The organism is Suicoccus acidiformans (assembly GCF_003546865.1).
In the GTDB taxonomy this organism is placed as follows: Bacteria; Bacillota; Bacilli; order Lactobacillales; family Aerococcaceae; genus Suicoccus; species Suicoccus acidiformans.
Genome location: NZ_CP023434.1, coordinates 1 through 25,719, shown reverse-complemented (window position 1 = coordinate 25,719; position 25,719 = coordinate 1). Strand labels below are relative to the sequence as shown.

The following is a 25,719-nucleotide window of genomic DNA, read 5'->3' as shown; positions in this document are numbered from 1 at the left end:
TACTAGCCAAAAATCGGCGGCCCGATAACGAGACTGCCGATTACTTTGCATTATTGACGGGAATAGTTTGGTGCTTCCTTCGTAATATTGACATCGTGTGGATGTGATTCAATTAGACCAGCTCCACTCATGCGCATAAATTGTGCATCATCGCGCAGTGCTTGTAAATTGCCAGCCCCAACATAACCCATACCTGCTCGGATTCCTCCAAGCATTTGGAAGATAATATCTTGAACGCTCCCCTTATAAGCTACGCGTCCTTCAATCCCTTCCGGTACTAATTTATTCGCTTCCGTTCTAGATTGGAAGTAACGATCACTTGAACCACGTTCCATTGCTGCCAAGCTTCCCATACCGCGGTATGATTTAAAGCGACGACCTTGGTAAATTTCAAACTCACCAGGTGACTCATCCGTTCCGGCTAACATACTACCAAGCATCACCGCATGGCCTCCAGCTGCCATTGCTTTAACAATATCTCCAGAGTATTTAATTCCTCCATCAGCGATAATGGTTTTGCCGAATTCTTTAGCTGCGGTTGCCGCATCATAAATTGCAGTAAGCTGTGGAACACCAACCCCTGCGACAACCCGAGTTGTACAAATTGAACCAGGACCAATACCTACTTTTACAACATCTACCCCTGTTTCGAAAAGTGCTCGAGCTCCTTCAGCTGTAGCTACGTTCCCAGCGATTAAGGTCGTATCAGGATATGTTTCACGAATTTCTTTAATTTTGCGAATAACGCCTGCACTATGACCATGAGCAGTATCGATAACTAAGGCATCAACATCTTGTGCGATTAGAGCTGCTGCTCTTTCAAAGGTATCATTGGTAATCCCAACGGCAGCTGCTACTAAGAGACGACCGTGGCTATCTTTAGCAGAATTTGGATATTGAACAACTTTCTCAATATCTTTGATCGTAATCAAGCCAGATAATTTACCGTCTTGATCGACTAGCGGAAGCTTTTCAATACGATGGTGGTCTAAAATCTTCTCAGCTTCTTCTAAAGAAGTACCGACTGGAGCCGTCACTAAGTTCTCAGAAGTCATTGTGTCGCGAATTGGACGAGTATAGTCACGGATAAAGCGCATATCACGATTGGTAATAATGCCTACTAAGGTTAAATCATCTTGGCTTTTAACAATTGGGACACCACTGATTTTGTAATTTGACATTAAATCTTCTGCATCTTGGACAGTATGATTAGGTGTTAGGTAGAAAGGATCAAGAATAACGCCATTTTCAGAACGTTTTACTTTCTGAACTTCTTCAGCCTGTGCTTGTATTGACATATTCTTATGAATAACACCTAAACCACCTTGGCGCGCCAAAGCAATGGCCATTTCTGACTCAGTCACAGTATCCATACTTGCACTAAGAATGGGTACGTTCAAATGAATATTTGGTGCTAAATCAACTTGTAAATCCACATCATTCGGTAAGACATGACTCTCTGCTGGAATTAATAAGACATCGTCAAATGTGTACCCTTCACGGGCGAATTTTGTATCCCAATTGCTCATTCAAAAGCCTCCTATATTGTTTTATTAATTACTTAAGATAACATTCTTTGGCAATAGCCGCAAGTTAACAATTCATGAGAAGCATTAACGCCACCTGATGCACTTTGGCTAAAGCTTCCTAAGTGTAAAAGAAATCTGATAGCTCAAATAACTATCAGATTTCATTCTTATTTTAGAATAAATCGCTTTGAATATTCAAGCGTTTCTTCAAATAATAACGCAAAATAAAAGTTGCAGCTGCAATAATCATGTAAACCTCACCGGAGAAGGCTGGGTTGATACTTGCTGGCAGCCAGACAGAGCTTGCGGTAATGGCCACGAACCAGACTAACATAGCTAAGATTGACACAAGGAAATATCTCAAATAACCTCGTTCGCCTTTAGGTGCATCTGGATTAGGAATGACTTTGGAAATCATCAACATAGCAAGTCCGGCAAATAGATAGTTTACGATAATCGTTAGGACTCCCATATAAGTTGCCTGACCTTCTTCAGCGTTCATCATCGATAAACCGGTTAAGAAGGTAAAGACTGAACCTAAGAATAAAGATCCGTCTAGGGCAATCATCCAATCGGGAGATGTTACTGCTTCTTCATCTGCTTTAATCTCTTGCTCGAGAATCGTTACAGCCACCTCAGAAGGTGTACCATATATTTGGCGAGCCGTTTGACTACTCAATTGACCTGCCAATAACGTCTCGACCATTTCCTCGTAGACTTTCGTACGCACTTCGTAAGGCATTTCATCGATAAGGTACCGATCTATATCAAAGAGAAATTGCTGATTGCGTTTAGTTAATTGATTGTAGGTTGCTTGATTAATTCCTGCAATAGGTGAAGAAGCCTCTGCTTTGGCCTGATCGAAGAATGCATCGATGGCCTCTGCATCTTCAGCCAAATCTACTGTCTCAACGCCATCTGTGGCAATATCTTCTTGTATTTCTTCTGCCACAACGTCACTTGCGGCACTTTGATCAGTTTCATTTATTTCATTGACATCTTGTGTTTCAAGCTTTTGTTCTTTCTCAGACATTTCGTCTCACTCCTAATTGATTTTCATCCACTAGACATTAAAGCGGAAAAGCATGATATCTCCGTCTTGAACGACATAATCTTTCCCTTCTGAACGATAATGCCCTGCTTCTTTGGCAGCAGCCATACTACCATATTCCATTAAATGCTCATAAGATACTGTTTCTGCACGGATAAAGCCACGTTCAAAGTCAGAGTGGATAACTCCCGCTGCTTCCGGTGCCTTCATGCCTTTCGTAAAGGTCCAGGCACGAACTTCTTGTTCTCCAGCTGTAAAGTATGTGCCTAGACCAAGTAAAGTATAAGCTTTCTGGATTAATTGATCTAAACCGGATTCTTCCATACCAAAGCCTTCGAGAAATTCGCGCTTTTCTTCATCATCGAGTAAAGCAATCTCTTCTTCTAAGCTAGCACATACAGGGACAACTTCTGCCCCTTGTTCCTCGGCTAAGGCTTTAACATCTTGGTAGAACTTATTGCTTTCTGGATGACTGATTTCATCTTCGCCAATATTAGCCACATATAGCATATCTTTTCGCGTAAGTAAGAAAAGGGAGCGAACAATTGCTTCTTCTTCCTTCGTGAATTCTAAGGAGTTCGCTAATTTACCAGCTTCTAAATGCTCCTTCAACTTATGTAGCACCGCAACTTCAGCAACTGCTTCAGAGTCTTTTGTGGAACGGGCAATCTTCTCGGTTTTAGCTAGGCGCTTATCAATCGTTTCTAAATCAGCGAAAATTAATTCTAAATTAATCGTTTCGATATCAGCAATCGGATCGACCCGGCCATCAACGTGTGTAATATTCCCGTCTTCAAAACAACGAACAACATGGCAAATGGCGTCAACTTGGCGAATATTTGCTAAGAATTTATTTCCCAGCCCTTCGCCTTTACTTGCCCCTTTCACAATGCCTGCAATGTCCGTAAATTCAAAGGTTGTTGGAACTTCTTTTTTCGGTTCAATAATCTCTGTAATGTCTTTCAAACGTTTATCCGGCACTTCCACCACACCGACATTCGGGTCGATTGTGGCAAATGGATAGTTAGCAGCTTCCACTCCTGCTTTTGTAATTGCGTTAAATAAGGTTGATTTCCCTACGTTTGGTAGGCCTACAATTCCTGCGGTTAATGCCATTTCTTCACTCTCTTCCTTAGTTATTTGTTGGTGTGTTTAAGGTGTCCCCTTTTTCTAAGACACGTTTCATTTTCTTGTCGAAATCGCGACGAACCATCGTAACGATATGGCCACAGTTTTGGCATTGGATGCGAATATCCATACCCATGCGAATAATTTGCCAACGGTTTGTTTGACAGGCGTGAGGTTTCTTCATTTCTACGATATCGAACTTGTCATAGTTCTTTTCCATATGATGTATACTCCTTCATGCTAATGCTTTTGTCATATTATAGAGACTACAATTGAATGTCAAGCAAATCTAGAATGCGGGTTAAATCCGACTCAGAGAAATATTCAATTTCAATTTTGCCTTGGTCGCCCTTTTGTTGAATTCGGGCACTCGTTCCGAAATAATCTTGCATTTGTTGTTCTATTTCAATAATATGGGCCGGCTTCTGCTTGGTAGTTTTCTCCTTCTTCGCCTTAGGTTTGCCTTGTAGCTTCTGGTTATATAATTGAACTAACTCTTCGACTTGACGCACTGTTAAATCTTCGTCAATGACTTTCTTAGCGAGCGGTAACATCTGTTCCTTATCTTTTAAGCCTAATAAGGTTCGCGCTTGACCCATCGAAAGTGCTTCATCAGTGACATAGGCTTTAATTTTGTCCGGGAGAGATAATAAGCGTAAATAATTGGCGATATATGGCCGGCTCTTACCGATTCTTTCCGCAACTTCTGCTTGCGTTAAAGAAAGTTTATCCATCAAGGTTTGATAAGCTTCCGCCTCTTCTAAAGGACTCAAATCCTCACGCTGTAAGTTCTCAATTACAGCAATTTCAATCATCTGCTCTTCATCTAACTGGCGAACAATAGCTGGAATCGTCTCTTTGCCGGCCATTCGGCTCGCACGAACCCGACGTTCTCCCGCGATCAACTCATAGCCTTTAATCGATGACTGTCTTAAAATCACCGGTTGAAAGACACCCGTCTGTTTAATCGATTCAGCTAATTCATTCAAAGCTGCTTCATCGAAGTGTTTCCTAGGTTGGTAAGGATTAGGGCGGATTTCTGACAGTTGGATTTCTTCGACAATCTCGTGTTCACTGGGTGTCTCTTCATAAGGTGAGAACAGTGCATCCATCCCCCGGCCTAAGCCGCTTCGCTTCTTACCTTTATTCGTCATTAGCAATCACTTCCTTTGCTAAATCTAAATACATCTTCGCCCCTCTTGAATTCGGGTCGTAATCAATGATAGATAAACCATAGGAAGGCGCTTCAGATAGGCGGATATTTCGTTTGATAATTGTCTCGTATACTTTCTCTTGGAAATACTTCTTCACTTCATCGACGACTTCAAAGCCTAAATTCGTCCGCGCATCCAGCATTGTAATTAATACGCCTTCTATGCGGAAATTACGATTATAAGATTTCTGAATGAGGCGAATCGTATTTAATAGTTGGGTCAGTCCTTCTAAAGCATAATACTCAGCTTGAACAGGAATAATTATCGTATCACTTGCTGTAAAAGCATTAATAGATAATTGCCCTAAAGATGGTGGGCAGTCAACTAGAATATAGTCATAGTCATCGCGTATGGAAGCGACCGCATTCTTTAAGCGGGATTCTCGGCCACGCATACTAGCCAATTCTAACTCAGCTCCAGCAAGTTGAATGTTTGACGGCACAATATCCAACCCTTCGTGTGACGTAGGTACAATCGCTTCTTCAATATCTACGCCATCAATGAGCACTTCATATAAACTCACTTCAATGGTGCCTCGTTCCACACCTAAGCCACTGGTGGCGTTCCCTTGGGAATCTGAATCAATAATAAGGACCTTCTTGCCTAAGGTTGCAAGGGCAGCACCTAAATTAACTGTCGTCGTTGTTTTACCGACGCCTCCCTTTTGGTTTCCGATGGAAATCATCTTACCCATGATCTTCCTCCTCTACTTTAATGGTTGTTTACCTGGCTTACCAGGTCTTCTTGGATACTTGTTAGGTGTATCTAAGGTTTTTCGAATGGTAATGATTGTACGTTGGCCTTCTTCTCCTGGCAAGCTCTCTGAGTCACTGGATATATACTTAGCCCCGAGCTGGCGAATGGCTCCTTGGGCTTCCTTGAGCTCTTCTTCAGCTTGTTGGCCTTTCAACGCAATGAAGTGACCGCCTTTACGTGCTAATGGAATACATAATTCGGTTAATACATTCAAACTAGCTACTGCCCGGGCAGTGACAATGTCAAATTGTCCCCGGTATGTAGCATTCTGGCCTGCTTCTTCCGCTCGAGCATGTACCGCCGACACATCACTTAATCCTAATACTCCGCTCAAATGATCCAGAAATTGAATTCGTTTGTTGAGCGAATCGATGATGGTAATCGTTAAATCAGGACGAACAATCTTAAGGGGAATACTTGGAAAACCTGCTCCAGCACCAACATCACACAAACTATTGGCCTTTTCAAATACCTCAGGTGTCAGCCAAAGTGGCATTAATGAATCATAGAAATGCTTCAAGTAAACCTCTTCTTTGACTGTAATAGCGGTTAAGTTAACTTTCTCATTCCATTCAACTAATTCTTGATAATAGCGTTCAAACTGTGCCACTTGTTCTTCAGTTAGTTGAATACCTTTATTCTTTAAAGCTTCAATAAATACATCTACTCTCACTGAGATTCTCCTTTAAAGCTTATATTGTGAAACAAAATAATGTTTCACGCATTACTTACTTTAACGTAAATTTCTTATAATAGCAATGAAATCCTACAAATTTCCTATGTTTTTTATCACAGATATTCCTCAAGCAAATCTCAAAAATATTATTCATGTTTTTCTAAACTTACACTCATTAAAAATTAATTATGTGGTATAATAGATAAAATTTGAGGAGGGATAGTGTGACAGCTAATAAAATTATTACAACACATGTGGGTTCACTGCCAAGACCCCAACGTTTACTTGAAGCAAATCAGCAACGTTCAAACGGTACAATCTCTGAAGATGATTTCAATGAAATCCTCAAAAATTCAGTCAATCACGTTGTCCAAAAGCAGGCAGAAATTGGCATTGATCAAGTTAATGATGGGGAATATGGCCATATTACATCTGGCCCGGTAGACTACGGTGCTTGGTGGAATTATTCATTCTATCGTTTAGGTGGCTTAGAGATGACGGGGGAAGACCGTTGGGCAAAGAAAGAAGCTATTCGCTCAGAACCAGGCAAGATTCGCTTAACGAACTTTTCAGATCGACGCGATCGCCAAAAGTTCCGAGAAGCTTATGAAGATCCAGCAAGTGGTATTCTCAGCCGACGAGCTACAGTCGATAACCCTGCTTTCTCAGGTCCCGTCACCTATATCGGTCAAGATCAAGTTCAAAGAGACGTTACCCTATTAAAGCAAGCCATGAATAGTCACAATATCCAAGAAGGCTTTATGGCCGCTATATCACCGGGTTCTGCAGCCCGTCTCGAAGACCGCTACTATCATGACGAACAAGCTCTACTGAATGCTGTAGCTGATGCAATGCATGAAGAATATAAAGCCATTACAGATGCTGGTCTGATTGTGCAACTCGATGCACCTGATTTAGCTGAAGCTTGGGACCAAATTAATCCAGAACCAACCGTAGAAGACTTCCAAAACTGGCTCCAACTTCGCATTGAAGCGATTAATCGGGCACTTAAAGGGATTGACCCAGAACTCGTTCGCTTACATATCTGCTGGGGCTCATGGCATGGTCCGCATACGACAGATATTCCATTTGAATATATTGTTGATCAGTGCTTACAAGTAAACGCAGCAAGCTTCTCCTTTGAAGCATCTAGTCCAAGACATGCCCATGAGTGGAAAGTCTGGGAGAAAGAAGGACGCTTAAAACCTGGTCAAAAGATTGTCCCTGGATTCATTTCACATTCGACAAATATCGTCGAGCACCCTGAATTAGTGGCAGACCGCATTGAACGATTCGCAAAGATTGTCGGACCAGAGAATGTAATTGCCTCAACCGACTGCGGACTTGGCGGACGTATTCACGAACAAATTGCATGGGCGAAATTAGAGTCTTTAGTTAAAGGGGCAGAAATTGCATCCCATAGACTCTTTGGCTAAAATTTAAAAGTCGAAAAATCCAAAAATCATCTAAGCAAAAAAGCGGTCCAAATATTTTGACCCCCAAAAGTTAGACAATATTTTAGAGAGAGTTGACCTTTATAGGCTGCTCTCTTTTTTATAGGCTTAGAATCTGGCTTCCGTCCTTGACCACCCTCACTCATCAGCTGTGGAAGTTTGTCAAGAGAAGGAGCGTTAGCGGCTCTTGATAAACTTTTACAGCTGTGAGACGCTTGGACGTGTTAGGAAGCATATTTCTCCAAATACTCAACAGGGCTTAACCATCCTAATTTTTCTTTTATCCGGTTTTCATTGTAATAACGGACATAGTTTTGAATGGCTTCCTTCAACTCTTCGTAACTGCGGTAATATTTGCCATAGTAGATTTCTTGTTTCATCAGCCCGAAGAAATTTTCCATCGGCGAGTTATCTAGGCAATTTCCTTTTCGTGACATACTTTGAAAGATGGCGTGATTTTTTAAGTGGTCTTGATAGTCTTCCATTTGATAGGCCCAACCTTGATCCGAGTGGAACGTGCGTCTGAATTCACAATCATCGGTGGCACGAACGGCGTCTTTTAGGGCTTCCATCTATACTCTCCTTATTGGGTTGGTGTGAGATCTTGTAACTGACAATTTGAAGATTAAAGAGGTCCAAAAATGGATCAAGATACAACTTCTTAATTTGAAGATTACCAGAGCTGTCGGTTTCATAATATTTGAATTCGGTTGTGTCGGTGAGAATTTTTTGACGTGGAATGCTGCTCTTAAACCGTCGGTTTAAGCGGTTTGGCGCAATGGTGCCAACTTCGCCTTTATAGGAATTATACTTACGTGATTTCCGAGTAAAAGAGGTAACTTGCAGCTTCATCTCCTTCATTAACCGATGCACTTTCTTTTTGTTAACTTGGTAGCCGCGGCGTCTTAATTCAGCGTGAACCCGGCGATAACCATAGTCTTTATGTTCTTCGCGGATCGCTAAAATGTCGTCTTTGATAGCTTGATCTTTATCGGGCCTTTCCAGACACTTTAGTTGGTAATAATAAGTGGCTTTCGGAAACCCAACCGCCTTTAAAATGCTGGTGAGTGTGTAATCATTTTGTTTATGGAGGCTGCGAATGACGCGCACTAAGCCTTCTTGTGTCACCTCTTTTTTGTTTCCCGCAACCTCCTCAATTCTTTTAAAATTTGTTCTCGATATCTAATTGTTCAACGGTAGCTTCAAGCGTTTTAATGCGTTCTTGAAGGGCATTGATATCAGTCTCAGTCTTTGTATTCTGCGCTTTAGGCGTATTCTTTTCTTGTTTTGACACCGTCGGTGGACTCCCTATCGATTTTGATAAGCCATCGATGCCCTTTTTCTTAAACGTCCGAAGCCAGTTGGCAATAAGGCTCGGATTGTTAATCCCGAACTTAACCCCAACTTCACGATAGCTTAACTCTGTTGTTAAGTACAATTCTATCGCATTTAGCTTGGTTTCAACAGGATAATAGGTTTTTGTCGATTTAAGATAGAGCCCTTCGGGTCCAAAGTCTTGATAATTATGGATCCAGCGCTTGATAATACTTGAACCAATCGCGTACTTCTTAGAAAGTGTTTTATAACCACCAACACCAGCTTCATAATCAGCGACAACCTGTAATTTGATATCCAATGTATATTTAGACATAACAATACCCCCTAAATGTTAGATTTGTTGTCTAACATTTGGGGGGGCAGTACACCAGAAGTGTGGTTCAAAAATTATCATTTTTATCTGTCTACTTGACAGGGGGCACTCCAATCTTTGGATCGCTTTTTTATTAAGCTATATCAGCAACGACTTACGGTATCCTTAAAACATTCTGAGCTTTAAACTCTGCTTCCAAATAAGCCATCAGCGCTTCTTCGATATGAGGCGTCAAATCCTGAACCATTGCTTCCCTATCTTGCTGTAAGTCATAAGCTTGTGCCCAGGATAATACCTTCCTAGGATTCGCTTGATTCAATTGCACTAAGCCAAGTCGTGAATTGGAACTTTCAAATATTTGGACAATTTGCCCGTAACGCTCATAGTCTTCCCCAGTAAGTAATTCAAGACTAGGGTATTCTTCACAAATTGCAGAGTACAAGGCTTGATAAAGCTCACTATCTGAATCAATACTATCGGTTAATGTTTGGTAAGTTTCATATAAGAATTGCTCATCCACTTCTGTTAAATGACGTTGATTAATTGGCTGATTTTCAGTTAAGAAAGTCTTGATTAATAACAGACTTTCTTGCATATAATCCCGCTCAAATACCGCGTAATTCTCGGTAGTTAAAGTATCGTCTGCCTCATTATATTGGAATACGAAAGGCTGAGGTTCGCCCATATCCTCTCTAGCTTGCGCACCATAGCGATCTTCATAACTATCAGGATCCCAATGCAAGGCATATACTTGGTCATCTAAAGCATTCACCCGTTCAATCGAATAATAAATCGTCCCAGCATACTCATCCCGAACAACCAGTTGATTGCCTCTTAGAAGCATCTCTTGATCAATCACATCACCATCATAAGTCCAAAAACCTTGAATTTCCTTCGGCAAATCCTGTACTTCTGCTAACGCTGAGCTGACATCCATCCCTTCAGGACTGATAAAGAAGCCTTGCCCGTAACTTTGATTTACCTGAACCATTAAGACAACGCAGATTGCCACAATAAAGCTAGCGGCTATTTCCTTGAAGTGACGCATTTTAATCGCTCCTTTTTGAAGGCTAAAGACATCTTAGTTTAATTTTAACATAATTTCGCCATACTTTTGGAAATGACTTTTGAATATGCTTATATTGCGCACTTTTTGCGTTACTAGAGAATTTTGCTTTTTTAAGTAATTTTGTCCTATTTTTTATACAATTCTTGTCTAAATGTGCTAAACTAGACACATTCAGAATAACTATAGAAAGGGTGTGTGAATGTGACCCTCAAAGAAAAAGCTTATAAAGTTTTACGCCAACAAATTGTCAACCAAGAATTACCTCCGGGTACGCCCTTGATTGAAACGGATATAGCAGAACAGCTCGGTATGTCGCGTACTCCAGTGCGTGAAGCGATTCGTCGTCTAGCTCAAGATGGACTAGTCGTTAATATGTCATCTCGGACAACCATTGTCAGCCAAATCAACCAACATGACGTTGAGGAAATTTTCACTGTCCGCATTGCTTTAGAAACTCTCGCCCTCGAAGAAAGTTTCACCAAAATTACCCAAGAGGAAATTAACAGTTTACGCAGGCAATATGATTTACTCGAAGATAACTTTACATACAGTGAGGCTTATAAAATCGATTTAAATTTCCATGCCTTATGGGTTGAGAATTCAGGGAACCAACGTTTAGCTAATATCTTAGATATGCTGAATGGTCAAACAGAGCGCTATCGCCGTTATTCTCATAAAGTTGAAGAACGCTCACAAGCATCTATTAACGAGCATCTTGCCATCTTAGATCAAATCGAAGCACAGAATTTAACTGCTGCCAAAGAAGCCTTAGCCAGTCATTTAACGAATACAATGCACAATATTCAAGACGATGCATCCTTACATAGCTTCAGCTAAAAAACCTTTGGAGTCAAGCGACTCCAAAGGTTTTATTCGTTAAAACTCTTAACAAAGGCCTCTAATTCAGCCATAGTATGGGTATGATTGACGAGGGCCGTAATATCGCCCTTTTCAATTTTAAATGCGTGGGGAACTGTTTCAACATCGAATGTTGACATAACCTCTTCGTAATTGGAATCTCCAGAACGCAAATGCGTATTATAATAATGAATCGGTACGTCATAAGTTTGTGCTAGCATATTTAATTTAGGTATAAAAGCCTTACAGAAAGGACATGCATCATAGCCCACATAAATCAACTGTGCCGTCTCAGCTGAATCAATAATTAATTTCGTATATTCACCCATTTCAGCAATCGGCTCTACCTTGCTATAATTCAAAGTCGTTCGGCTATCATTATTTGATTGGTGAATTTGATCTAATTCAGCATATAAGGTCTCTTTCTCTTCTGTGGACAGCTCCTTCAATTGCATATCATCTGAAATTTGCACTAGGCCTTCCTGCCACTCTTGCACTTCGGCTGTTTCATCGACCAGCCCACCTACCTTATTTAATGGCGTGTTTTCAGAACTTTGGCACGCAACACTTAAAGCTAAGCCTAAGACTAATAAGACATGTTTTAATTTCACGTTTTTCACCTCGTTTTTACTCAGCTTTATTTTAGCATGAATATAAGGCAGAATAAATATCGAATTAAGAAGAGACCCGAGCAATTCTACTTTTGCCTTGGGATAAATAGACTGACAAAATAGCAATATCTGCTGGATTAACCCCACTGACCCGGCTAGCTTGCCCAAGCGTCGTCGGTCCAATTAATTTCAACCGATCGCGTGCTTCGGTCGCTAAGTTATCGATCGCATCCCAATCGATATCTTCAGGTATATCTTTGGTCTCCATGGCTTGCATTTTGCTAACTTTTCGTTCTGCTTTCTCAATATAGCCATGATATTTAATTTGAATCTCAACCTGTTCTCCTGTCTGACGCTCTAAAGGCTCGCCGTCTTTGGGAATGATTGAAATTAAGTCTGCATATTTAATTTCAGGGCGTTTCAATAAATCATAAGCTAGAATGCCGTCTTTTAGAGGAGAGGAGTTTACCCGGGCAAATAATTCAGTTAAACCTGGTGTGGAAGGTTTAATGCGCGTATGACTTAAACGCTCTAGTTCTGTTTCGATATCTTGTTTTTTGGTTTGATAGGTGTCGTAGCGTTCTTCACTTACGAGGCCAATATCATGACCGTATTGTGTTAGGCGTAAATCAGCATTGTCGTGGCGTAATAAAAGTCGATACTCTGCTCGGGAGGTGAGGAGACGGTATGGCTCCGTTGTGCCCTTGGTCACTAAATCGTCAATCATAACGCCTATGTAAGCTTCATCCCGTCTTAAAATCAATGGTTCCTTCCCTTGTATTTTTAAGGCAGCGTTAATACCGGCCATCAAACCTTGTCCAGCCGCTTCTTCATAGCCACTCGTCCCGTTCATTTGACCAGCAGTATAAAGACCAGGGAAATCTTTCAGCTCTAACGTCAAGTGTAGCTGATGGGGTACTACCACATCATATTCAATGGCATAACCAGGACGAAGGATTTGTGCTTTTTCTAAACCGCGAACCGTTTGAAGCATCGCTACTTGTACATCTTCAGGCAAGGACGTTGACAGACCTTGCACATACATTTCCTGCGTATGTAGACCTTCAGGTTCGATAAAGATTTGGTGCCGGGGTTTATCACTGAAGCGTACGATCTTGTCCTCAATGGAAGGGCAATAGCGGGCTCCAACGCCTTCGACGATTCCTGTAAACATTGGCGCACGATGAAGATTATCTTGAATAATCGCATGCGTTTGACTGTTCGTATGTGTAAGCCAACATGGAACGCTCGCTTCATCGAAAGCCTCATCCGACGTCAAGTAAGAGAAATGATTCGGTTGGGTATCTCCGGGCTGTATTTCCATTGCATCAAAATCAATACTATCTTGATGGATTCTTGGTGGGGTTCCGGTTTTGAAACGAGTGAGTTCAATCCCCAATTCAAGCAAATGCTCAGATAATTCAAGGGACGGTAGGGTATTATTCGGGCCGGATGCATAAGACAAATCACCGATAATAATCTTACCACGCGAATACGTTCCGGCCGTTAAAATAACGGCTTCAGCGCGGTAAATAGCTCCCGTTTGGGTTACCACACCACTTACCCGTGAATCCTCTTCCACAAGAAGGCGGGTTACAACCCCTTGAAGTAGCGATAAATTCTCTTGCTGTTCAAGTGTATGCTTCATTTGGCGACTGTAAGCATCTTTATCTGCTTGGGCTCTTAGAGCTTGTACAGCAGGACCTTTACTGGTATTCAATAGACGCATTTGAATATATGTTTGATCGATATTGCGACCCATTTCACCACCTAAAGCGTCAATTTCTCGGACGACTACACCTTTAGCTGGTCCCCCTACCGATGGATTACACGGCATAAAAGCAATCATATCTAAATTCATCGTAATCATCAAAGTCGACATGCCCATACGAGCGGATGCTAAAGCAGCCTCACTCCCAGCATGCCCCCCTCCAACAACGATTACATCATACTGACCTGCAACAAAATTCTCCATCTTAAACCTCCTTTGTTTCATTTCCGTGAAACACTACCGAGTGATCCACTAAATTTTCTGCTTCATCATAGGTAAATTGGGCGGAGAAGAACGGCGCATCCTCTAAAATCCAGCGCAAATAAATGTAATCCCCTTCCCAAGTCGGCATGTCCAGAATCTGATTATAAGGAATCCACTCGAGTCGACCTTCGTCACTATCTTTATTCAATTGACCCGTAAATTCCCTGACGCGATAGACAAAGCTGTACCAATCCTCACCGTCATGTTGAAAGTTTGGGAAGGTAATAATGCCTTTTAAATCAAGATTCGTAGCCGTTAAACCTGTTTCTTCTTTTATTTCCCGAATAGCGCACGCTTCCGGTGTCTCGCCCAGTTCAAATTTCCCACCAACACTAATCCATTTCCCTTCGTGGATATCATTAGCCTTCTTATTGCGATAAAGTAACAAAAAACCTTCACCGTTATCGATATAACAAATAGTCGCTAATTTCGCCATCAAATCCCTACTTTCCTAAGCAAAACTGACTAAATAATTTATCAATCAGCTCATCTTGTACACTTTCACCAGTAATTTCCCCTAATAAATCCCAGGCCCGGGTAAAATCAATTTGAATTAAATCAACGGGAAGGCCTAACTCGGTTCCTTCAAGTACCTCCGTTAAAGCTTGAATTGCTTGCTTCAGTAGTTGGGTATGACGGGTATTTAATAAATAATTAACGTCTTTACTTTCAATGTTGCCACTGAAGAATTTCGTTTCTATTTGAGCTTCTAAAGCATCTAAGCCTGATTCGTTCAACATAGATGTTTGAATGATCTCTTCTTGATCAGCATAAGGCCTTAAATCGTCCAGCTTTAGGACAGGGGCTAAATCTTGCTTATTCAATAGAATAATCCGTGTTTGATCTTTCGTTAATTCGAGCAACTCTCTATCAGTATCTGTTAAAGCTTCAGCCTGGTTCAGTAATAAAATAATTAAATCAGCGGCATCCATGGCTTTTTTGGATTTTTCTACACCAATCTGCTCAACTATATCATCACTTTGACGAATTCCCGCAGTATCAATGAGTTTCAGAGGAACTCCGCGAACGTTAACATATTCTTCAATTGTATCCCGTGTTGTCCCTTCAATATTCGTCACAATCGCTTTTTCAAAGCCAGTGAGTGCATTCAAGAGACTTGACTTGCCCACATTCGGACGACCGATAATTGCGGTTTGAATGCCTTCCCGGAACAAACGACCACTTTGAGCTTGATGCATAATGGCTTGAATTTCCTTTTGGACGAGTTCGGCCGTTTGCTGCAACTCTTGGGTGGACAACTCCTCTACATCATCATACTCGGGATAATCAATGGTTACTTCCACTTGGGCTAATGTATCTAACATCCGTTGGCGCAAACTAGTAATTTTATGGGACAATGAGCCTTGCAACTGGTCCAAGGAAGCGTCCATCGCCTTATTAGTCTTAGCTTGAATTAAATCCATTACAGCTTCAGCTTGGGACAAGTCAATCCGCCCATTGAGAAAAGCTCGCTTAGAAAATTCGCCAGGTTCAGCCAATCGAGCCCCGGCATCTAAGGTTGCCTCGAGAATACGTTGCACTGCTACTACACCACCATGGCAATTAATTTCCACAACATTTTCTCGGGTGTAAGTCCGCGGTGCTCGCATCACCGACACCATCACTTCATCCACAATTTGAGCTGTCTGAGGCTTTATAATGTGGCCATAATGAATAGTGTGTGAGTCGACTTGACTTAAATCTTTTCCTTGATAGATGGAATTAGCAATTTTAATAGCGTCTTCACCACTCAAACGAACAATGCCAATGGCACTCTCCCCTAAGGCGGTAGAAATCGCTGCGATCGTATCAGCAACGTACATTCGATTCATCCTTTCCTAAAATTTCCAATAAAAAAAGTGCCTAAACTCCCCCAAAGATAGTTCCTTCAGGGTCGTTAGCACTTTGACTGCTATATTTCTTATTTCGACAAAGACTATATCATATTTCCTCTACCTCTGCAAGATATTTTGACGTGTACTGGCACTGTATGTTATAAAAGTTTAAGGTAGAACACATATGTCAAGTCATGCATCATCACAGCTTTGACACTTCCCGGGTCTTAAATCTTATCAAAGTTTGTTATACCAGCTTTTATCATGTTTTATCAGATGGATGAAAAAGCGTACTATTTTTCTACAGTTAAAATATTAAGTTATTTGAGAAGCTAGTATTGTATAATTATAGAAGTGGACTCGCTTTGAAAGGTTGTTTAACCTAGAAAAGATAGCAGTCATTGATTTATTAATGGTCAGCTGGGAGGAAGTGTATGGAAATTGACTTGAATATACTAAGTGGAAAGCGCTATATGCCTGTGTTTTGTGTTTTTTGAGGATAGATAAGTACTACAGGATTGATTTGGGAAGCTTGAAATAGAGCACCTAGGTAAAATCATGTATAATACTTTCAATGACTATATTAAAAGAAGGGATTTTACATGAAAATTAAACTACATAATTTATTAAGTAGTTGCTACCTTTGGTGCCTACTTCTGATCTTGCCTTGTACTAAAGTGCAGGCAGAGGAATTGGTGAAAGAATCAGGTATTATGTCATCTTATTTAAATCGTGAAGATGAAACCAGTCCTTATAATGAAGCTCTGATGCGCGTGAATGGCTTAGAACCCCTTGATGTTGATAAGTTTGACTCTATCGATGCCTTAATATATCAACTGATAGAAGACTATCAAATCAATCCGGAGAACCTTTCTATCGCTTATACTAATTTGGTTGATGGCGATAGCTTCTTCTTAAATGAACATCAACCCCGTATTGCTGGAAGTATTTACAAATTTCCACTAGTTGCCATCTATTTGGAAGAGGTTCAAGCCGGAAACTTGACCTTTGATACGATTATTCCTAATACTGTCCCTTACGAAAGCCCCGATGGTTCTCAAGGATACTTTGAGGCAAGTCTACAGACCCTTATGGATGAATCAATCTTATATTCTAATAATGATTCCGCCTGGACATTGCTTTATTATTTATTTCATTCCTGGCCAGGTTTTCAAGAAGCTTTGGTTGAATTTAGCGAGTACTATGAATTACCTATTGAGTATTACGGTGACAATTATATGACGGCTGTAGAGATTGATAATAGCCTACGCAAAGTTGCCAATAATCCTGACACTTACGGTTATTTAATTGACTTAATGCACAATGCAGAGCCTCCTCAACTTTTCACATCTTATATTCAAACAGGGATGGCAAACAAATATGGCCGCATTGATGAAATGATTAATGATGCTGGTATTTACTATGAAGACGATCAAGCAATTTATACACTCACTGTCCTGACCGAAAATGTTGCTCAGGCGGACCCATTTATCGAAGAACTTGCCTTAAGGGTCACTGAATGGACAAGAAGCCAGGTGATGAAAGAATGAAGCAATGGCTAATATCTTATTGGCAGGAAATTTGTACCTTCATATTGACGCTGCTAATCGGCGCCACACTTATCAGCCTTATCCATGAAAACAGAAGTCTCGATAAGGAAGTATCTATTGAATCATCAATCACTGTCGCTTCTACTAATGAAGTGTCGACGTCTGAACGTGTATCTTATCAGCAAATAGAAACGCTTGTAGATGAATCCCTTAATATTCCTTACAATTACACACGGATGCAAGCGGATGGGGTAGAAGCTGCCGCCTTAGATGAACTGAAAGACTTGCCCTTAGAAACTTTAATTCAGGAAGTTTTAGAAGAATTAGCTATTCAAGAACACAATATTTCGCTCGCTTATTATAATTATTTAGATGGTGAAACTTATTATATTAATGCCAATACACCACGTATTGCTGGCAGTATCTACAAATTTCCCCTGGTGGCAATGTATTTAGAAGATATTAAGTTAGGGAAACTCACCAAGGAGAGTGTCATACCCGAAACTGTCCCATATCAAGAACAAGGCATGCCCCCCGCACAAAGTGGCTACGGACATAATACGCTAGAAGAGCTGATGAATGTATCAATTCAGCACTCACATAACGCTGCAGCCTGGCGTTTAGTCTTTTATCGCTTTGATACTTGGGCAGCTTTCCAGAAAGCCTTAGCTGATTTTGGCAATATCGATCCTCTTCCAGCAAATTATCAAGGAGATAATTATATGACCGCCTATCAAACCCTTAGCAGCTTGTACCGCGTTGCCAACGATCCAGATACCTACGAATCCCTTATTCAAGATATGTTAAATGCTGAAGAACCCCGTTTATTATCAGCCTATCTCACCGAAGGTATGGCTTGTAAATACGGGCAAGTCGATCAGGTCGTGAACGATGCAGGGATTTACTTCCTCGATAATCAACCTATCTATTTGTTAACTGTCTTTACCGATAACGTCCCGAATGCTTACCGCTTGCTCAGTGTCTTGAACTTACGCATAAATGAGTGGATTTATGTCAATCACTTATCCTCATAAACAAACAAGCCCACAAAAGTATGATTACCTTTGTGGGCTTGTTTATGCTTTAATCGTTAATCTTCGACATATTCAACAACTAGAAATCTTCTCGGATCTTTCCCAACGGAGTGGGTTCTGACATTAGGTATCTTAGCCAAATAGGCATGAACTTGCTTACGTTCATAGGCCGGTAGTGAATCTAATTTAACGCTACCTTTCGTTCGAAGCACCTCTTCAGATGCTCGCTCTGCCATTTGCTCAAGAACACCATTGCGACGATCGCGGTAATCACCAACATTTAAGATAATTTCCATCCGCTTACTGTAATTCTGTTGGAAAAGTGTTTGGGCAAGGATTTGTAAGGCATTGATAATTTTACCGTGTTTACCAATAATGAGGCCTGATTTATCCGTATCTATATTAAAGTTAAGTTCACGCCCCTCACGCATAACATCAACCCGTGCATGAGCTCCGTATGCATCAATAACTTCTTCCAAGTAAGTAACTACTTTCTGTGTCGCTAAATCCAGTTGCTCACTTAAGGATAAGTTGTCAGCTGTTGTAGTGGCTTCTTCAGATGATTTAATTTGTAGATCGGTCTGTTCTAGCAAGGTATCAATCGGCTGCTTTAAATGCGTATCCAAGTCCGTTGCTTTCACAGGCTCCTCAGTAGACTCTTCTATGTCTTCCGATTCAAGGAACTCTGTTGCAAGTATCTCACTTGGCTCATCATCAGGATTCACACTGTCCGTTTCCGCCGAATCTTCTGTTAATGGCTTGACTTCCTTGTCTGACGTGATTACTTCTGCAATTTCGGCTGGTTCCGTTTGTTCCATTTCTTTTTCCAACTCTTCAGTCAACTCAGATAAACTGATATCAACTTTCCGACGAACTTCTACCACTGCATCTTGTTTGCCAAAGCCGAAAAGACCTTTTTTGCCTTCAGTGATAATATGAATGTCTGCTTCAGTTCGCTCGACACCTAATTCTCTTAGGCCCTTTTCAATGGCTAAATCGGTTGTTTCAGCGCGTACCGTTACAAAATTATCTAACATACTCCGTCTCCTTTCTTAGCGTTTCTTCTTACCAGTTGCCCGGCGTAATTGGCGACGTAACTCTCTTTGCTTAGCCTTCTCTGCTACTTCCTTCGCTTCACGTTCAGCGATAATCTTATATGGATTGTTGAAAACTAAGGTTTGGATTACAGTGAAGGCATTGGATACTACCAAATATAGGGTAATCGCACTTGGTAATCCAACAGAAATGAATAAAATCATGAGTGGCATAAAGTACATCGTCCACTTCATAGCACTATTCTGAGATGGATTGGATTTCATCGTCAAATATGTATTTACTAAAGTTAGAATAGCCGCGATGATAGGTAAGATAAAGAATGGATCAGGCTGACCTAAGTTGACCCATAAGAAGGAACCTTGTCTTAATGCTTCGGTCCTTATAATCGATTGGTATAGGGCCATCATAACTGGCAGTTGAATCAGTAAAGGCAGCAGACTGGTCCACTGATTAATGCCCCGGTCTTCCATCAACTGCAGCTGTTCTTCTTGCAATTTCTCCATGGATTCTCGGTCTTGATTCGGATACTTCGCCTTAATTGCGTCAAGTTCAGGTTGTAATTCTTGCATTTGCCTTTGCGAATCCATCTGTATTTTGTTTAAAGGCAATAAAATAATTCGCACAATGATCGTAAAGAGAATGATCCCTATTCCATAATTGCCACCCAATATATGCGATAAGCCAATAATAAAACGTGACAGATTCAAAAGGATATACTGATCCCAAAAGCCTGTACTATTTGGCCCAAGGGGTTCCTGAGAAGATGAACAAGCTGTTAAGAATAATACTAATATTAATAATGTTGAAATTTGCAGAAGTTTCTGCCATGTTTTCTTATGATTCATATGAACCTCCAGTTATTTTTCCTTGTGAATGATTCCTGCTAAATTCATGACATGTTGAATAGAGTGTTTGATTTCTTCATAGCTCTTGTTTCGAATATCCGGTCGGGCAATCAACAGAAAATCCCACTCATTTTCTATATAGGGCTCCAATTCAATTAGTCCATGACGTAAATAACGCTTAATTTGATTTCTTTTCACAGCGTTCCCCATCTTCTTGCCAACCGATAAACCCACTCTAAAATGTGTCTGTCCTATTTTAGGATAGGTATATAAAACTAATTGACGATTGGCAACAGATCTCCCTTCATGAAATACTTTCTGGAAATCTTGTTCACTCTTAACTCGATATGCCTTTTTCAAATCAAACCTCTCCACTCTACCTACATTCACTAAGCTTTATTATAACTAAAGTTAGACGTATTTAACAATAGAATCCTAAGATTAGTTTATTTAACTAACGAAAAACAAAAAAAGGCCCTGCAAGAGGAACCTTTGGGAATTAAGATGCTAATTTTTTTCTACCTTTTTGGCGACGACGTTTTAATACGTTGCGACCATTTTTGGTGCTCATACGTTTACGGAAACCGTGTACTTTCTTACGTTGGCGTTTCTTTGGTTGATAAGTTCTTTTCATGTGGTACACCTCCTAGTTTTAATTACATACAATACCCAGATATTTTATAGAAGCTTGCTGGGAAAGTCAAGGCTTTATTGAGAAATTTCCATGATCAAGACTTATCCACAGTCCCCTTGATAATTATGCACAAGTCTTTCTTAGACAAGTATGCTAATCCACAGGTTTCTTCACAGACTTATCCACATATATCGACTATCCACAACTGAGTACAACTATTTCATCAGACTGTTCATAACTCGCGTAAACCTTGTAGGAATAATCATCTGGTTTGTGCATAACCTGTGGATAATAGACTAGCATTACAGATATGCACAAGTATCAGTTCCCCTGTTGATAACTCGAAAGTGGATATGTGGATACTCATTCAACTTATTTATAGCTTGTGGAAAACTCTTTCTCTTGTTAAAATAGATGTATCTTTTTTCTGTGCAAAGTGAGGTGAAAATTATGGATGAAAAAGAATTATTCTGGAACGAAATGGATCAATACTTTAAACAAATACTCTCTCCAGCATCCTATACAAATTGGGTCACACCTGTAAAACCCATTCGAATGGACCAAAGTTCCATCACCTTATCCGTCCCCAATGCCTTGACGAAAAATTATTGGGAGAAAAACTTAGCAGGATATATCTTACAAAGAAGTTTAGAGTTATATGGTGTAGAATACGAACCCATCTTCATGGTTGTCCCTAAGGAAACGGCGATAAACGATGTTCCCACGCCAATTCCCACAGCTTCCATTCAAACGGAAACGACTTTTATTGAAACAGATAGCTACGCAGGCCAATCCGAATTAAATCCGAAATATACTTTTGATAATTTCGTCATTGGTAAGGACAATGATTTAGCCAGTGCTGCTGCTATGACAGTTGCTGATTCACCAGGCGTAACCTACAATCCCCTCCTTATATATGGTGGAGTTGGTTTAGGTAAAACTCACCTAATGCAGGCCATTGGCAATGAAATTCGCCGCAAAAATCCTGAAGCAACCATTCGCTATGCAACCAGTGAAGCATTCATGAATGATTTTGTCTCCAGTATTCAAAATAAATCGACCAATGAATTCCGTCAGAAATACCGGAATTGTGACGTTTTACTCGTCGATGATATTCAATTTTTATCAAATAAGGATCAAACCCAAGAAGAGTTCTTCCATACTTTCAATGCTTTATTTGATTGCCAAAAGCAAATTGTCTTAACCAGCGATCGTCTACCCAATGATATTAATAATTTAGAAGAACGTTTAATTAGTCGCTTCAAATGGGGGCTATCGACGGATATTACCCCACCAGACTTAGAAACACGAATTGCTATTCTCCGCAAAAAAGCTAGCAATGAGCGAATTGACATTAGTTCCGATGTCCTAACATATATCGCAAACAATGTAGATACCAATATTCGTGAACTTGAAGGTGCCTTAATTCGGGTCTTCGCCTATTCAACTATTCATGGCGAAGAAATTACAATTCATCTAGCCTCCCAAGCGCTACATACCTTAGTTGAGAATGAAGAGCCAAAAGCAGTAACTTGTACTGAAATTATTTCGACGGTGGCAGAGTATTTTGCCATTACAGTAGAAGACATTAAAGGAAAGAAACGCACTAAAACCATCGTCGAACCGCGTCAAATCGGAATGTATTTGGCTAGGGAATTAACCAACTTGTCATTCCCTAAAATTGGTGAAGAATTTGGTAATAAAAACCATACAACCGTCATTCATGCTTATGACAAAATCAAAACAGCGCTAGCTGACGATTCAAAGATGCGTGAAGACGTTGCAACCATTCGCGAAAAGTTTGAATAAGCATGCCTGTGCATAACTTTCGGATAACCCCTACTTGTTATGCACATGTTAATAACAAGTAAAAGGCAAAATCCATCCTATTACAGTGGGTTTTGCACATTATCAACAACCCCTACTACTATTACTAAATTATATATACTTAATTTATAGATAAGGAGTCCGCACATGAAATTTACAATTAATCGTCTACCTTTTCTTGAGCAGCTCACTAATGTTGGACGAGCCGTATCAGGAAAAGCAACGATTCCAATCTTACAAGGCATTAAGATTTCTGTAGAAGAAGACAAAATAACCCTAACGGGTAGTGATTCAGAAATTTCGATTGAAAGTACTTTATATGTAGAAGATGAAACCTATCATATTCAAATTGAAGAAACTGGCAGTATTGTATTAACTGCTCGCTTATTTAGTGACATTGTCCGTAAACTTCCAACAGGACAGGTAACTATCGAAAGTAATGCACAAAACCAAACACTTATTACATCTGGTAAAGCGCACTTTACTTTGATCGGACAAGATGGATCAGCTTATCCACGTTTGCCCGATTATAGCGAGGAATTTCGTTTGATTATTCCAACCATCCCCTTCAAAAACATGGTCAATCAAACAATCTTCTCAGCGTCCAATCAAGAAAGTCGGCCTGTCTTAACAGGTTTACATCTTGTCGCAGAAGAAGGTTTTATCCGCGGGGTTGCAACAGATAGTCACCGTTTAAGTCAACGTGACGTTTCAATGACTGAAACAAAGGAAGAACTTGGCTTTGATCAATTAACAATTCCAAAGAAATCCGTTGTAGAGTTAACCCGGATTGTTAAAGATGACCAAATAATAGAAATGCTTGTCCTAGATAAGCAAATTATTTTCTTTGTGGATAACGTAATTATCTACTCTCGACTGCTCGAAGGGAATTATCCCGAGACAGATCGTCTTATTCCTACAGAATATGAGACGAGAATTACGGTTAATTCTAATACTTTCCATGAAGCTATTGATCGAGCGAGCCTAATTAGTCATCAAGGAAAGAATAATGTGGTCCAACTATCTTTTGATAATGAGATAGTTTCTCTGTATGTTCGAGGCAATGAGCGAGGTGAAGGTGTAGAACATATTGAAGTGAAGGCAGTTGAAGGAAGTCCAACGACCATTGCCTTTAACCCGGATTATATGAAAGAAGCACTTAAAAGTTTCGAAGGTGTTGATATTCATATTGATATTCAATCAGCTATTCGTCCAATGCTACTATCACCTGCAACATACGAAGAGGACAATGAGGAAGAAGTCGAAGATGCGAAACATAACAGTCTCCTTCAAATCCTAACACCTATTCGAACACACTAAATTAAGAAATCCAGTAAGGCGCTTCAAATTTAAAAGAAGCCTTACTGGATTTTTATTTAAATTGATAATATACAATATGCTACCAAAAAAGCCCTACAAGCGTCTGAATATTCTTTGAAGCTTTTTTATCTATTTTGGATTAAACGCCTATAAAGCAAAAAAATAAGCCTTTTTTGAATAATTAGAAAACTTTTGGTATAATATAAATTAGAAAATTAACTAAATGGGTGATAAAATGGAAGAAAAATCTGTTTACATTGATACAGAATTTATTACTCTAGGACAGCTACTCAAGTTAGAAGATGTAATTCAAAGTGGTGGGATGGCTAAGTGGTACTTATATGAATTTGCGGTCTATGTTAATGACGAGTTAGAAGATCGTAGAGGTCGAAAGATTTATCCTAGTGATACAGTCGAGATTCCAAATGAAGAAATCATCTTAACTGTTCAAGCAGCTGAAGGCTAGAGTTATGCTTTTAAAGGAACTGCATTTAAAGCAATTTAGAAATTATGAAGATTTATCCCTATCGTTTCAAGATGGTTTGACGATTATCACAGGCGAGAATGCCCAAGGAAAAACCAATCTACTTGAGGCGATTTTTTTATTGTCTTTAGCCAAGAGTCACCGAACGAATCAAGATCGGGAAATGATTAGCTGGGAAACTGACCAGGCCATCATTTCTGGACTTATTCAAACGAAAAATTATGAATTTCCTTTGGAAATGCACCTGACACAAGCAGGTAAAATTGGGAAAGTTAATTATTTAGAACAAGAGAAATTGAGTCAATTTATAGGTAAATTGAATGTTATTTTGTTTGCACCCGAAGATTTGCAAATTATTAAAGGTTCTCCAGGGGGGCGGCGAAAATTTATCGACGCCGAGTTAGGCCAAGCTCAGCCGCTTTATCTACAAACGCTTTTAGACTATAACCGAACTTTAAAACAAAGAAATCGTTATTTAAAAGAATTCGGTTATCGTTCAACGTTTGATGAGCTTTATTTTGCTGTGTTGACCGAGCAACTCATTGATCAAGCGACGATCTTAATCCAAGAGCGAAAGCGTTTCGTGAAAGCTTTGGAAGAATTGGCTCAACCTATTCACACAGAGTTGTCTAAAGGCAGGGATATATTGGAACTATCCTACAAAGCTAATCATTCTACACTTAATGGGATAGATGAGTCGGAGTTGAAAGATGCTTATCAAGATTTATTCAATCAAGCTAAAGAGCGCGAAAAAGAAAGAGGGGTCACTTTATATGGACCTCATCGCGATGATTTAGAATTCTTGATTAATGAGAATAATGCACAATTTTATGCCTCACAAGGTCAGCAAAGAACGATTGTACTCGCCCTTAAATTAGCTGAGACAGAATTACTGAAACAATTAACTGGAGAGTATCCGGTGCTACTCTTAGATGATGTACTTTCAGAATTAGATGATGGCCGGCAACATATTCTGATGTCGCACATTGAAGCAAAGGTTCAAACCTTTCTAACTACGGCCAGTATTCAAGGAATTGAACTCGACGCATTAAATAAAGCGCAGATACTTAAAGTAAGAAACGGCGAAATATATTCAGAGTAA

At 40.1% G+C, this 25,719-nt stretch carries 24 protein-coding genes and 1 pseudogene; 8 read left to right on the top strand and 17 right to left on the bottom strand.

All coding sequences use genetic code 11. The annotated features are described in order from the left end of the window. Window positions 1-50: 50 nt before the first annotated feature. The 7 genes from guaB to rsmG form a co-directional block, all read right to left on the bottom strand. Entirely contained in the window at window positions 51-1,529 is a 1,479-nt protein-coding gene (gene guaB, locus CL176_RS00125) for an IMP dehydrogenase (RefSeq protein ID WP_118989483.1), read from the bottom strand. A gap of 172 nt (window positions 1,530-1,701) precedes the next feature. Further along, window positions 1,702-2,562, bottom strand: a complete 861-nt coding sequence (locus CL176_RS00120) for a DUF1129 domain-containing protein (RefSeq protein WP_118989482.1) — start codon at window positions 2,560-2,562, stop codon at window positions 1,702-1,704. Between the two features lie 30 nt (window positions 2,563-2,592). Continuing rightward, window positions 2,593-3,696, bottom strand: coding sequence for a redox-regulated ATPase YchF (gene ychF, locus CL176_RS00115; protein WP_118989481.1), 1,104 nt, complete (start codon window positions 3,694-3,696; stop codon window positions 2,593-2,595). 16 nt (window positions 3,697-3,712) lie between these two features. Further along, entirely contained in the window at window positions 3,713-3,928 is a 216-nt protein-coding gene (locus CL176_RS00110; RefSeq protein WP_118989480.1) for a DUF951 domain-containing protein, read from the bottom strand. A gap of 46 nt (window positions 3,929-3,974) precedes the next feature. Then, window positions 3,975-4,862 carry a ParB/RepB/Spo0J family partition protein gene (locus CL176_RS00105; protein ID WP_118989479.1) on the bottom strand — a complete coding sequence of 296 codons (888 nt, stop codon included), beginning with the start codon at window positions 4,860-4,862 and terminating at the stop codon, window positions 3,975-3,977. Further along, window positions 4,852-5,616: a ParA family protein gene (locus CL176_RS00100; RefSeq protein WP_118989478.1), complete on the bottom strand. Its 765-nt coding sequence runs from the start codon at window positions 5,614-5,616 to the stop codon at window positions 4,852-4,854. Before CL176_RS00100 ends, CL176_RS00105 begins: the two co-directional genes overlap by 11 nt. Before the next feature lie 12 nt (window positions 5,617-5,628). Beyond that, on the bottom strand, window positions 5,629-6,351 hold the full coding sequence (gene rsmG / locus CL176_RS00095; RefSeq protein WP_118989477.1) for a 16S rRNA (guanine(527)-N(7))-methyltransferase RsmG: 723 nt from the start codon (window positions 6,349-6,351) through the stop codon (window positions 5,629-5,631). A gap of 227 nt (window positions 6,352-6,578) precedes the next feature. Between rsmG and CL176_RS00090 the strand changes: the two genes are divergently transcribed. After that, window positions 6,579-7,790, top strand: a complete 1,212-nt coding sequence (locus CL176_RS00090; protein ID WP_118989476.1) for a cobalamin-independent methionine synthase II family protein — start codon at window positions 6,579-6,581, stop codon at window positions 7,788-7,790. Window positions 7,791-8,032: 242 nt separating this feature from the next. Here the strand turns inward: CL176_RS00090 and CL176_RS00085 are convergent. Then, window positions 8,033-9,459 (bottom strand): annotated as a pseudogene (locus tag CL176_RS00085) (IS3 family transposase). 154 nt (window positions 9,460-9,613) lie between these two features. Next, window positions 9,614-10,507: a hypothetical protein gene (locus CL176_RS00080; RefSeq protein ID WP_118989475.1), complete on the bottom strand. Its 894-nt coding sequence runs from the start codon at window positions 10,505-10,507 to the stop codon at window positions 9,614-9,616. Window positions 10,508-10,729: 222 nt separating this feature from the next. Here CL176_RS00080 and CL176_RS00075 point away from each other — a divergent pair, with 222 nt between their 5' ends. Next, the gene (locus tag CL176_RS00075; RefSeq protein WP_162890733.1) at window positions 10,730-11,365 is read left to right on the top strand and encodes a GntR family transcriptional regulator; all 636 of its coding nucleotides are present in this window, start codon (window positions 10,730-10,732) and stop codon (window positions 11,363-11,365) included. A 32-nt stretch (window positions 11,366-11,397) separates the two neighbouring features. Here CL176_RS00075 and CL176_RS00070 read toward each other — a convergent pair whose 3' ends face one another. The 4 genes from CL176_RS00070 to mnmE form a co-directional block, all read right to left on the bottom strand. Continuing rightward, window positions 11,398-11,997, bottom strand: a complete 600-nt coding sequence (locus CL176_RS00070; protein ID WP_118989473.1) for a DUF6568 family protein — start codon at window positions 11,995-11,997, stop codon at window positions 11,398-11,400. A 64-nt stretch (window positions 11,998-12,061) separates the two neighbouring features. Continuing rightward, on the bottom strand, window positions 12,062-13,972 hold the full coding sequence (gene mnmG / locus CL176_RS00065; RefSeq protein WP_118989472.1) for a tRNA uridine-5-carboxymethylaminomethyl(34) synthesis enzyme MnmG: 1,911 nt from the start codon (window positions 13,970-13,972) through the stop codon (window positions 12,062-12,064). Between the two features lies 1 nt (window position 13,973). After that, entirely contained in the window at window positions 13,974-14,468 is a 495-nt protein-coding gene (locus tag CL176_RS00060; protein ID WP_118989471.1) for an NUDIX hydrolase, read from the bottom strand. A 7-nt stretch (window positions 14,469-14,475) separates the two neighbouring features. Continuing rightward, window positions 14,476-15,855 carry a tRNA uridine-5-carboxymethylaminomethyl(34) synthesis GTPase MnmE gene (mnmE, locus tag CL176_RS00055; protein ID WP_118989470.1) on the bottom strand — a complete coding sequence of 460 codons (1,380 nt, stop codon included), beginning with the start codon at window positions 15,853-15,855 and terminating at the stop codon, window positions 14,476-14,478. A gap of 614 nt (window positions 15,856-16,469) precedes the next feature. Between mnmE and CL176_RS00050 the strand changes: the two genes are divergently transcribed. Further along, window positions 16,470-17,417: a serine hydrolase gene (locus CL176_RS00050; RefSeq protein WP_118989469.1), complete on the top strand. Its 948-nt coding sequence runs from the start codon at window positions 16,470-16,472 to the stop codon at window positions 17,415-17,417. Continuing rightward, on the top strand, window positions 17,414-18,451 hold the full coding sequence (locus CL176_RS00045; protein ID WP_162890732.1) for a serine hydrolase: 1,038 nt from the start codon (window positions 17,414-17,416) through the stop codon (window positions 18,449-18,451). Before CL176_RS00050 ends, CL176_RS00045 begins: the two co-directional genes overlap by 4 nt. A gap of 56 nt (window positions 18,452-18,507) precedes the next feature. Here CL176_RS00045 and jag read toward each other — a convergent pair whose 3' ends face one another. The 4 genes from jag to rpmH form a co-directional block, all read right to left on the bottom strand. Next, window positions 18,508-19,488 carry an RNA-binding cell elongation regulator Jag/EloR gene (gene jag / locus CL176_RS00040; protein WP_118989467.1) on the bottom strand — a complete coding sequence of 327 codons (981 nt, stop codon included), beginning with the start codon at window positions 19,486-19,488 and terminating at the stop codon, window positions 18,508-18,510. 15 nt (window positions 19,489-19,503) lie between these two features. Then, window positions 19,504-20,352: a YidC/Oxa1 family membrane protein insertase gene (locus CL176_RS00035; protein ID WP_118989466.1), complete on the bottom strand. Its 849-nt coding sequence runs from the start codon at window positions 20,350-20,352 to the stop codon at window positions 19,504-19,506. Between the two features lie 12 nt (window positions 20,353-20,364). Beyond that, window positions 20,365-20,712: a ribonuclease P protein component gene (rnpA, locus tag CL176_RS00030; RefSeq protein WP_118989465.1), complete on the bottom strand. Its 348-nt coding sequence runs from the start codon at window positions 20,710-20,712 to the stop codon at window positions 20,365-20,367. Between the two features lie 139 nt (window positions 20,713-20,851). Then, a complete protein-coding gene (gene rpmH / locus CL176_RS00025; RefSeq protein WP_118989464.1) occupies window positions 20,852-20,986 on the bottom strand; it encodes a 50S ribosomal protein L34 in 135 nt (44 codons plus the stop codon). Between the two features lie 450 nt (window positions 20,987-21,436). On the opposite strand from rpmH, the gene dnaA reads away from it, so the two are divergent. The 4 genes from dnaA to recF all read left to right on the top strand — a co-directional run bounded on the left by dnaA (window position 21,437) and on the right by recF (window position 25,719). After that, the gene (gene dnaA, locus CL176_RS00020; protein ID WP_118989463.1) at window positions 21,437-22,795 is read left to right on the top strand and encodes a chromosomal replication initiator protein DnaA; all 1,359 of its coding nucleotides are present in this window, start codon (window positions 21,437-21,439) and stop codon (window positions 22,793-22,795) included. A 165-nt stretch (window positions 22,796-22,960) separates the two neighbouring features. Beyond that, on the top strand, window positions 22,961-24,133 hold the full coding sequence (dnaN, locus tag CL176_RS00015; RefSeq protein WP_118989462.1) for a DNA polymerase III subunit beta: 1,173 nt from the start codon (window positions 22,961-22,963) through the stop codon (window positions 24,131-24,133). Between the two features lie 235 nt (window positions 24,134-24,368). Next, window positions 24,369-24,599: a S4 domain-containing protein YaaA gene (gene yaaA / locus CL176_RS00010; protein WP_118991529.1), complete on the top strand. Its 231-nt coding sequence runs from the start codon at window positions 24,369-24,371 to the stop codon at window positions 24,597-24,599. Between the two features lie 4 nt (window positions 24,600-24,603). Continuing rightward, a complete protein-coding gene (gene recF / locus CL176_RS00005) occupies window positions 24,604-25,719 on the top strand; it encodes a DNA replication/repair protein RecF (protein ID WP_118989461.1) in 1,116 nt (371 codons plus the stop codon).

Bases quoted from the DNA above. Each gene is read 5' to 3' on its own strand.
- mnmE (WP_118989470.1), bottom strand. From the start codon at position 15,855: ATGTACGTTGCTGATACGATCGCAGCGATTTCTACCGCCTTAGGGGAG.
- recF (WP_118989461.1), top strand. From the start codon at position 24,604: ATGCTTTTAAAGGAACTGCATTTAAAGCAATTTAGAAATTATGAAGAT.
- CL176_RS00035 (WP_118989466.1), bottom strand. From the start codon at position 20,352: ATGAATCATAAGAAAACATGGCAGAAACTTCTGCAAATTTCAACATTA.
- dnaA (WP_118989463.1), top strand. From the start codon at position 21,437: ATGGATGAAAAAGAATTATTCTGGAACGAAATGGATCAATACTTTAAA.
- dnaN (WP_118989462.1), top strand. From the start codon at position 22,961: ATGAAATTTACAATTAATCGTCTACCTTTTCTTGAGCAGCTCACTAAT.
- CL176_RS00110 (WP_118989480.1), bottom strand. From the start codon at position 3,928: ATGGAAAAGAACTATGACAAGTTCGATATCGTAGAAATGAAGAAACCT.
- CL176_RS00045 (WP_162890732.1), top strand. From the start codon at position 17,414: ATGAAGCAATGGCTAATATCTTATTGGCAGGAAATTTGTACCTTCATA.
- ychF (WP_118989481.1), bottom strand. From the start codon at position 3,696: ATGGCATTAACCGCAGGAATTGTAGGCCTACCAAACGTAGGGAAATCA.
- CL176_RS00060 (WP_118989471.1), bottom strand. From the start codon at position 14,468: ATGGCGAAATTAGCGACTATTTGTTATATCGATAACGGTGAAGGTTTT.
- yaaA (WP_118991529.1), top strand. From the start codon at position 24,369: ATGGAAGAAAAATCTGTTTACATTGATACAGAATTTATTACTCTAGGA.
- rpmH (WP_118989464.1), bottom strand. From the start codon at position 20,986: ATGAAAAGAACTTATCAACCAAAGAAACGCCAACGTAAGAAAGTACAC.
- CL176_RS00120 (WP_118989482.1), bottom strand. From the start codon at position 2,562: ATGTCTGAGAAAGAACAAAAGCTTGAAACACAAGATGTCAATGAAATA.
- CL176_RS00100 (WP_118989478.1), bottom strand. From the start codon at position 5,616: ATGGGTAAGATGATTTCCATCGGAAACCAAAAGGGAGGCGTCGGTAAA.
- CL176_RS00080 (WP_118989475.1), bottom strand. From the start codon at position 10,507: ATGCGTCACTTCAAGGAAATAGCCGCTAGCTTTATTGTGGCAATCTGC.
- CL176_RS00050 (WP_118989469.1), top strand. From the start codon at position 16,470: ATGAAAATTAAACTACATAATTTATTAAGTAGTTGCTACCTTTGGTGC.
- guaB (WP_118989483.1), bottom strand. From the start codon at position 1,529: ATGAGCAATTGGGATACAAAATTCGCCCGTGAAGGGTACACATTTGAC.
- jag (WP_118989467.1), bottom strand. From the start codon at position 19,488: ATGTTAGATAATTTTGTAACGGTACGCGCTGAAACAACCGATTTAGCC.
- mnmG (WP_118989472.1), bottom strand. From the start codon at position 13,972: ATGGAGAATTTTGTTGCAGGTCAGTATGATGTAATCGTTGTTGGAGGG.
- CL176_RS00105 (WP_118989479.1), bottom strand. From the start codon at position 4,862: ATGACGAATAAAGGTAAGAAGCGAAGCGGCTTAGGCCGGGGGATGGAT.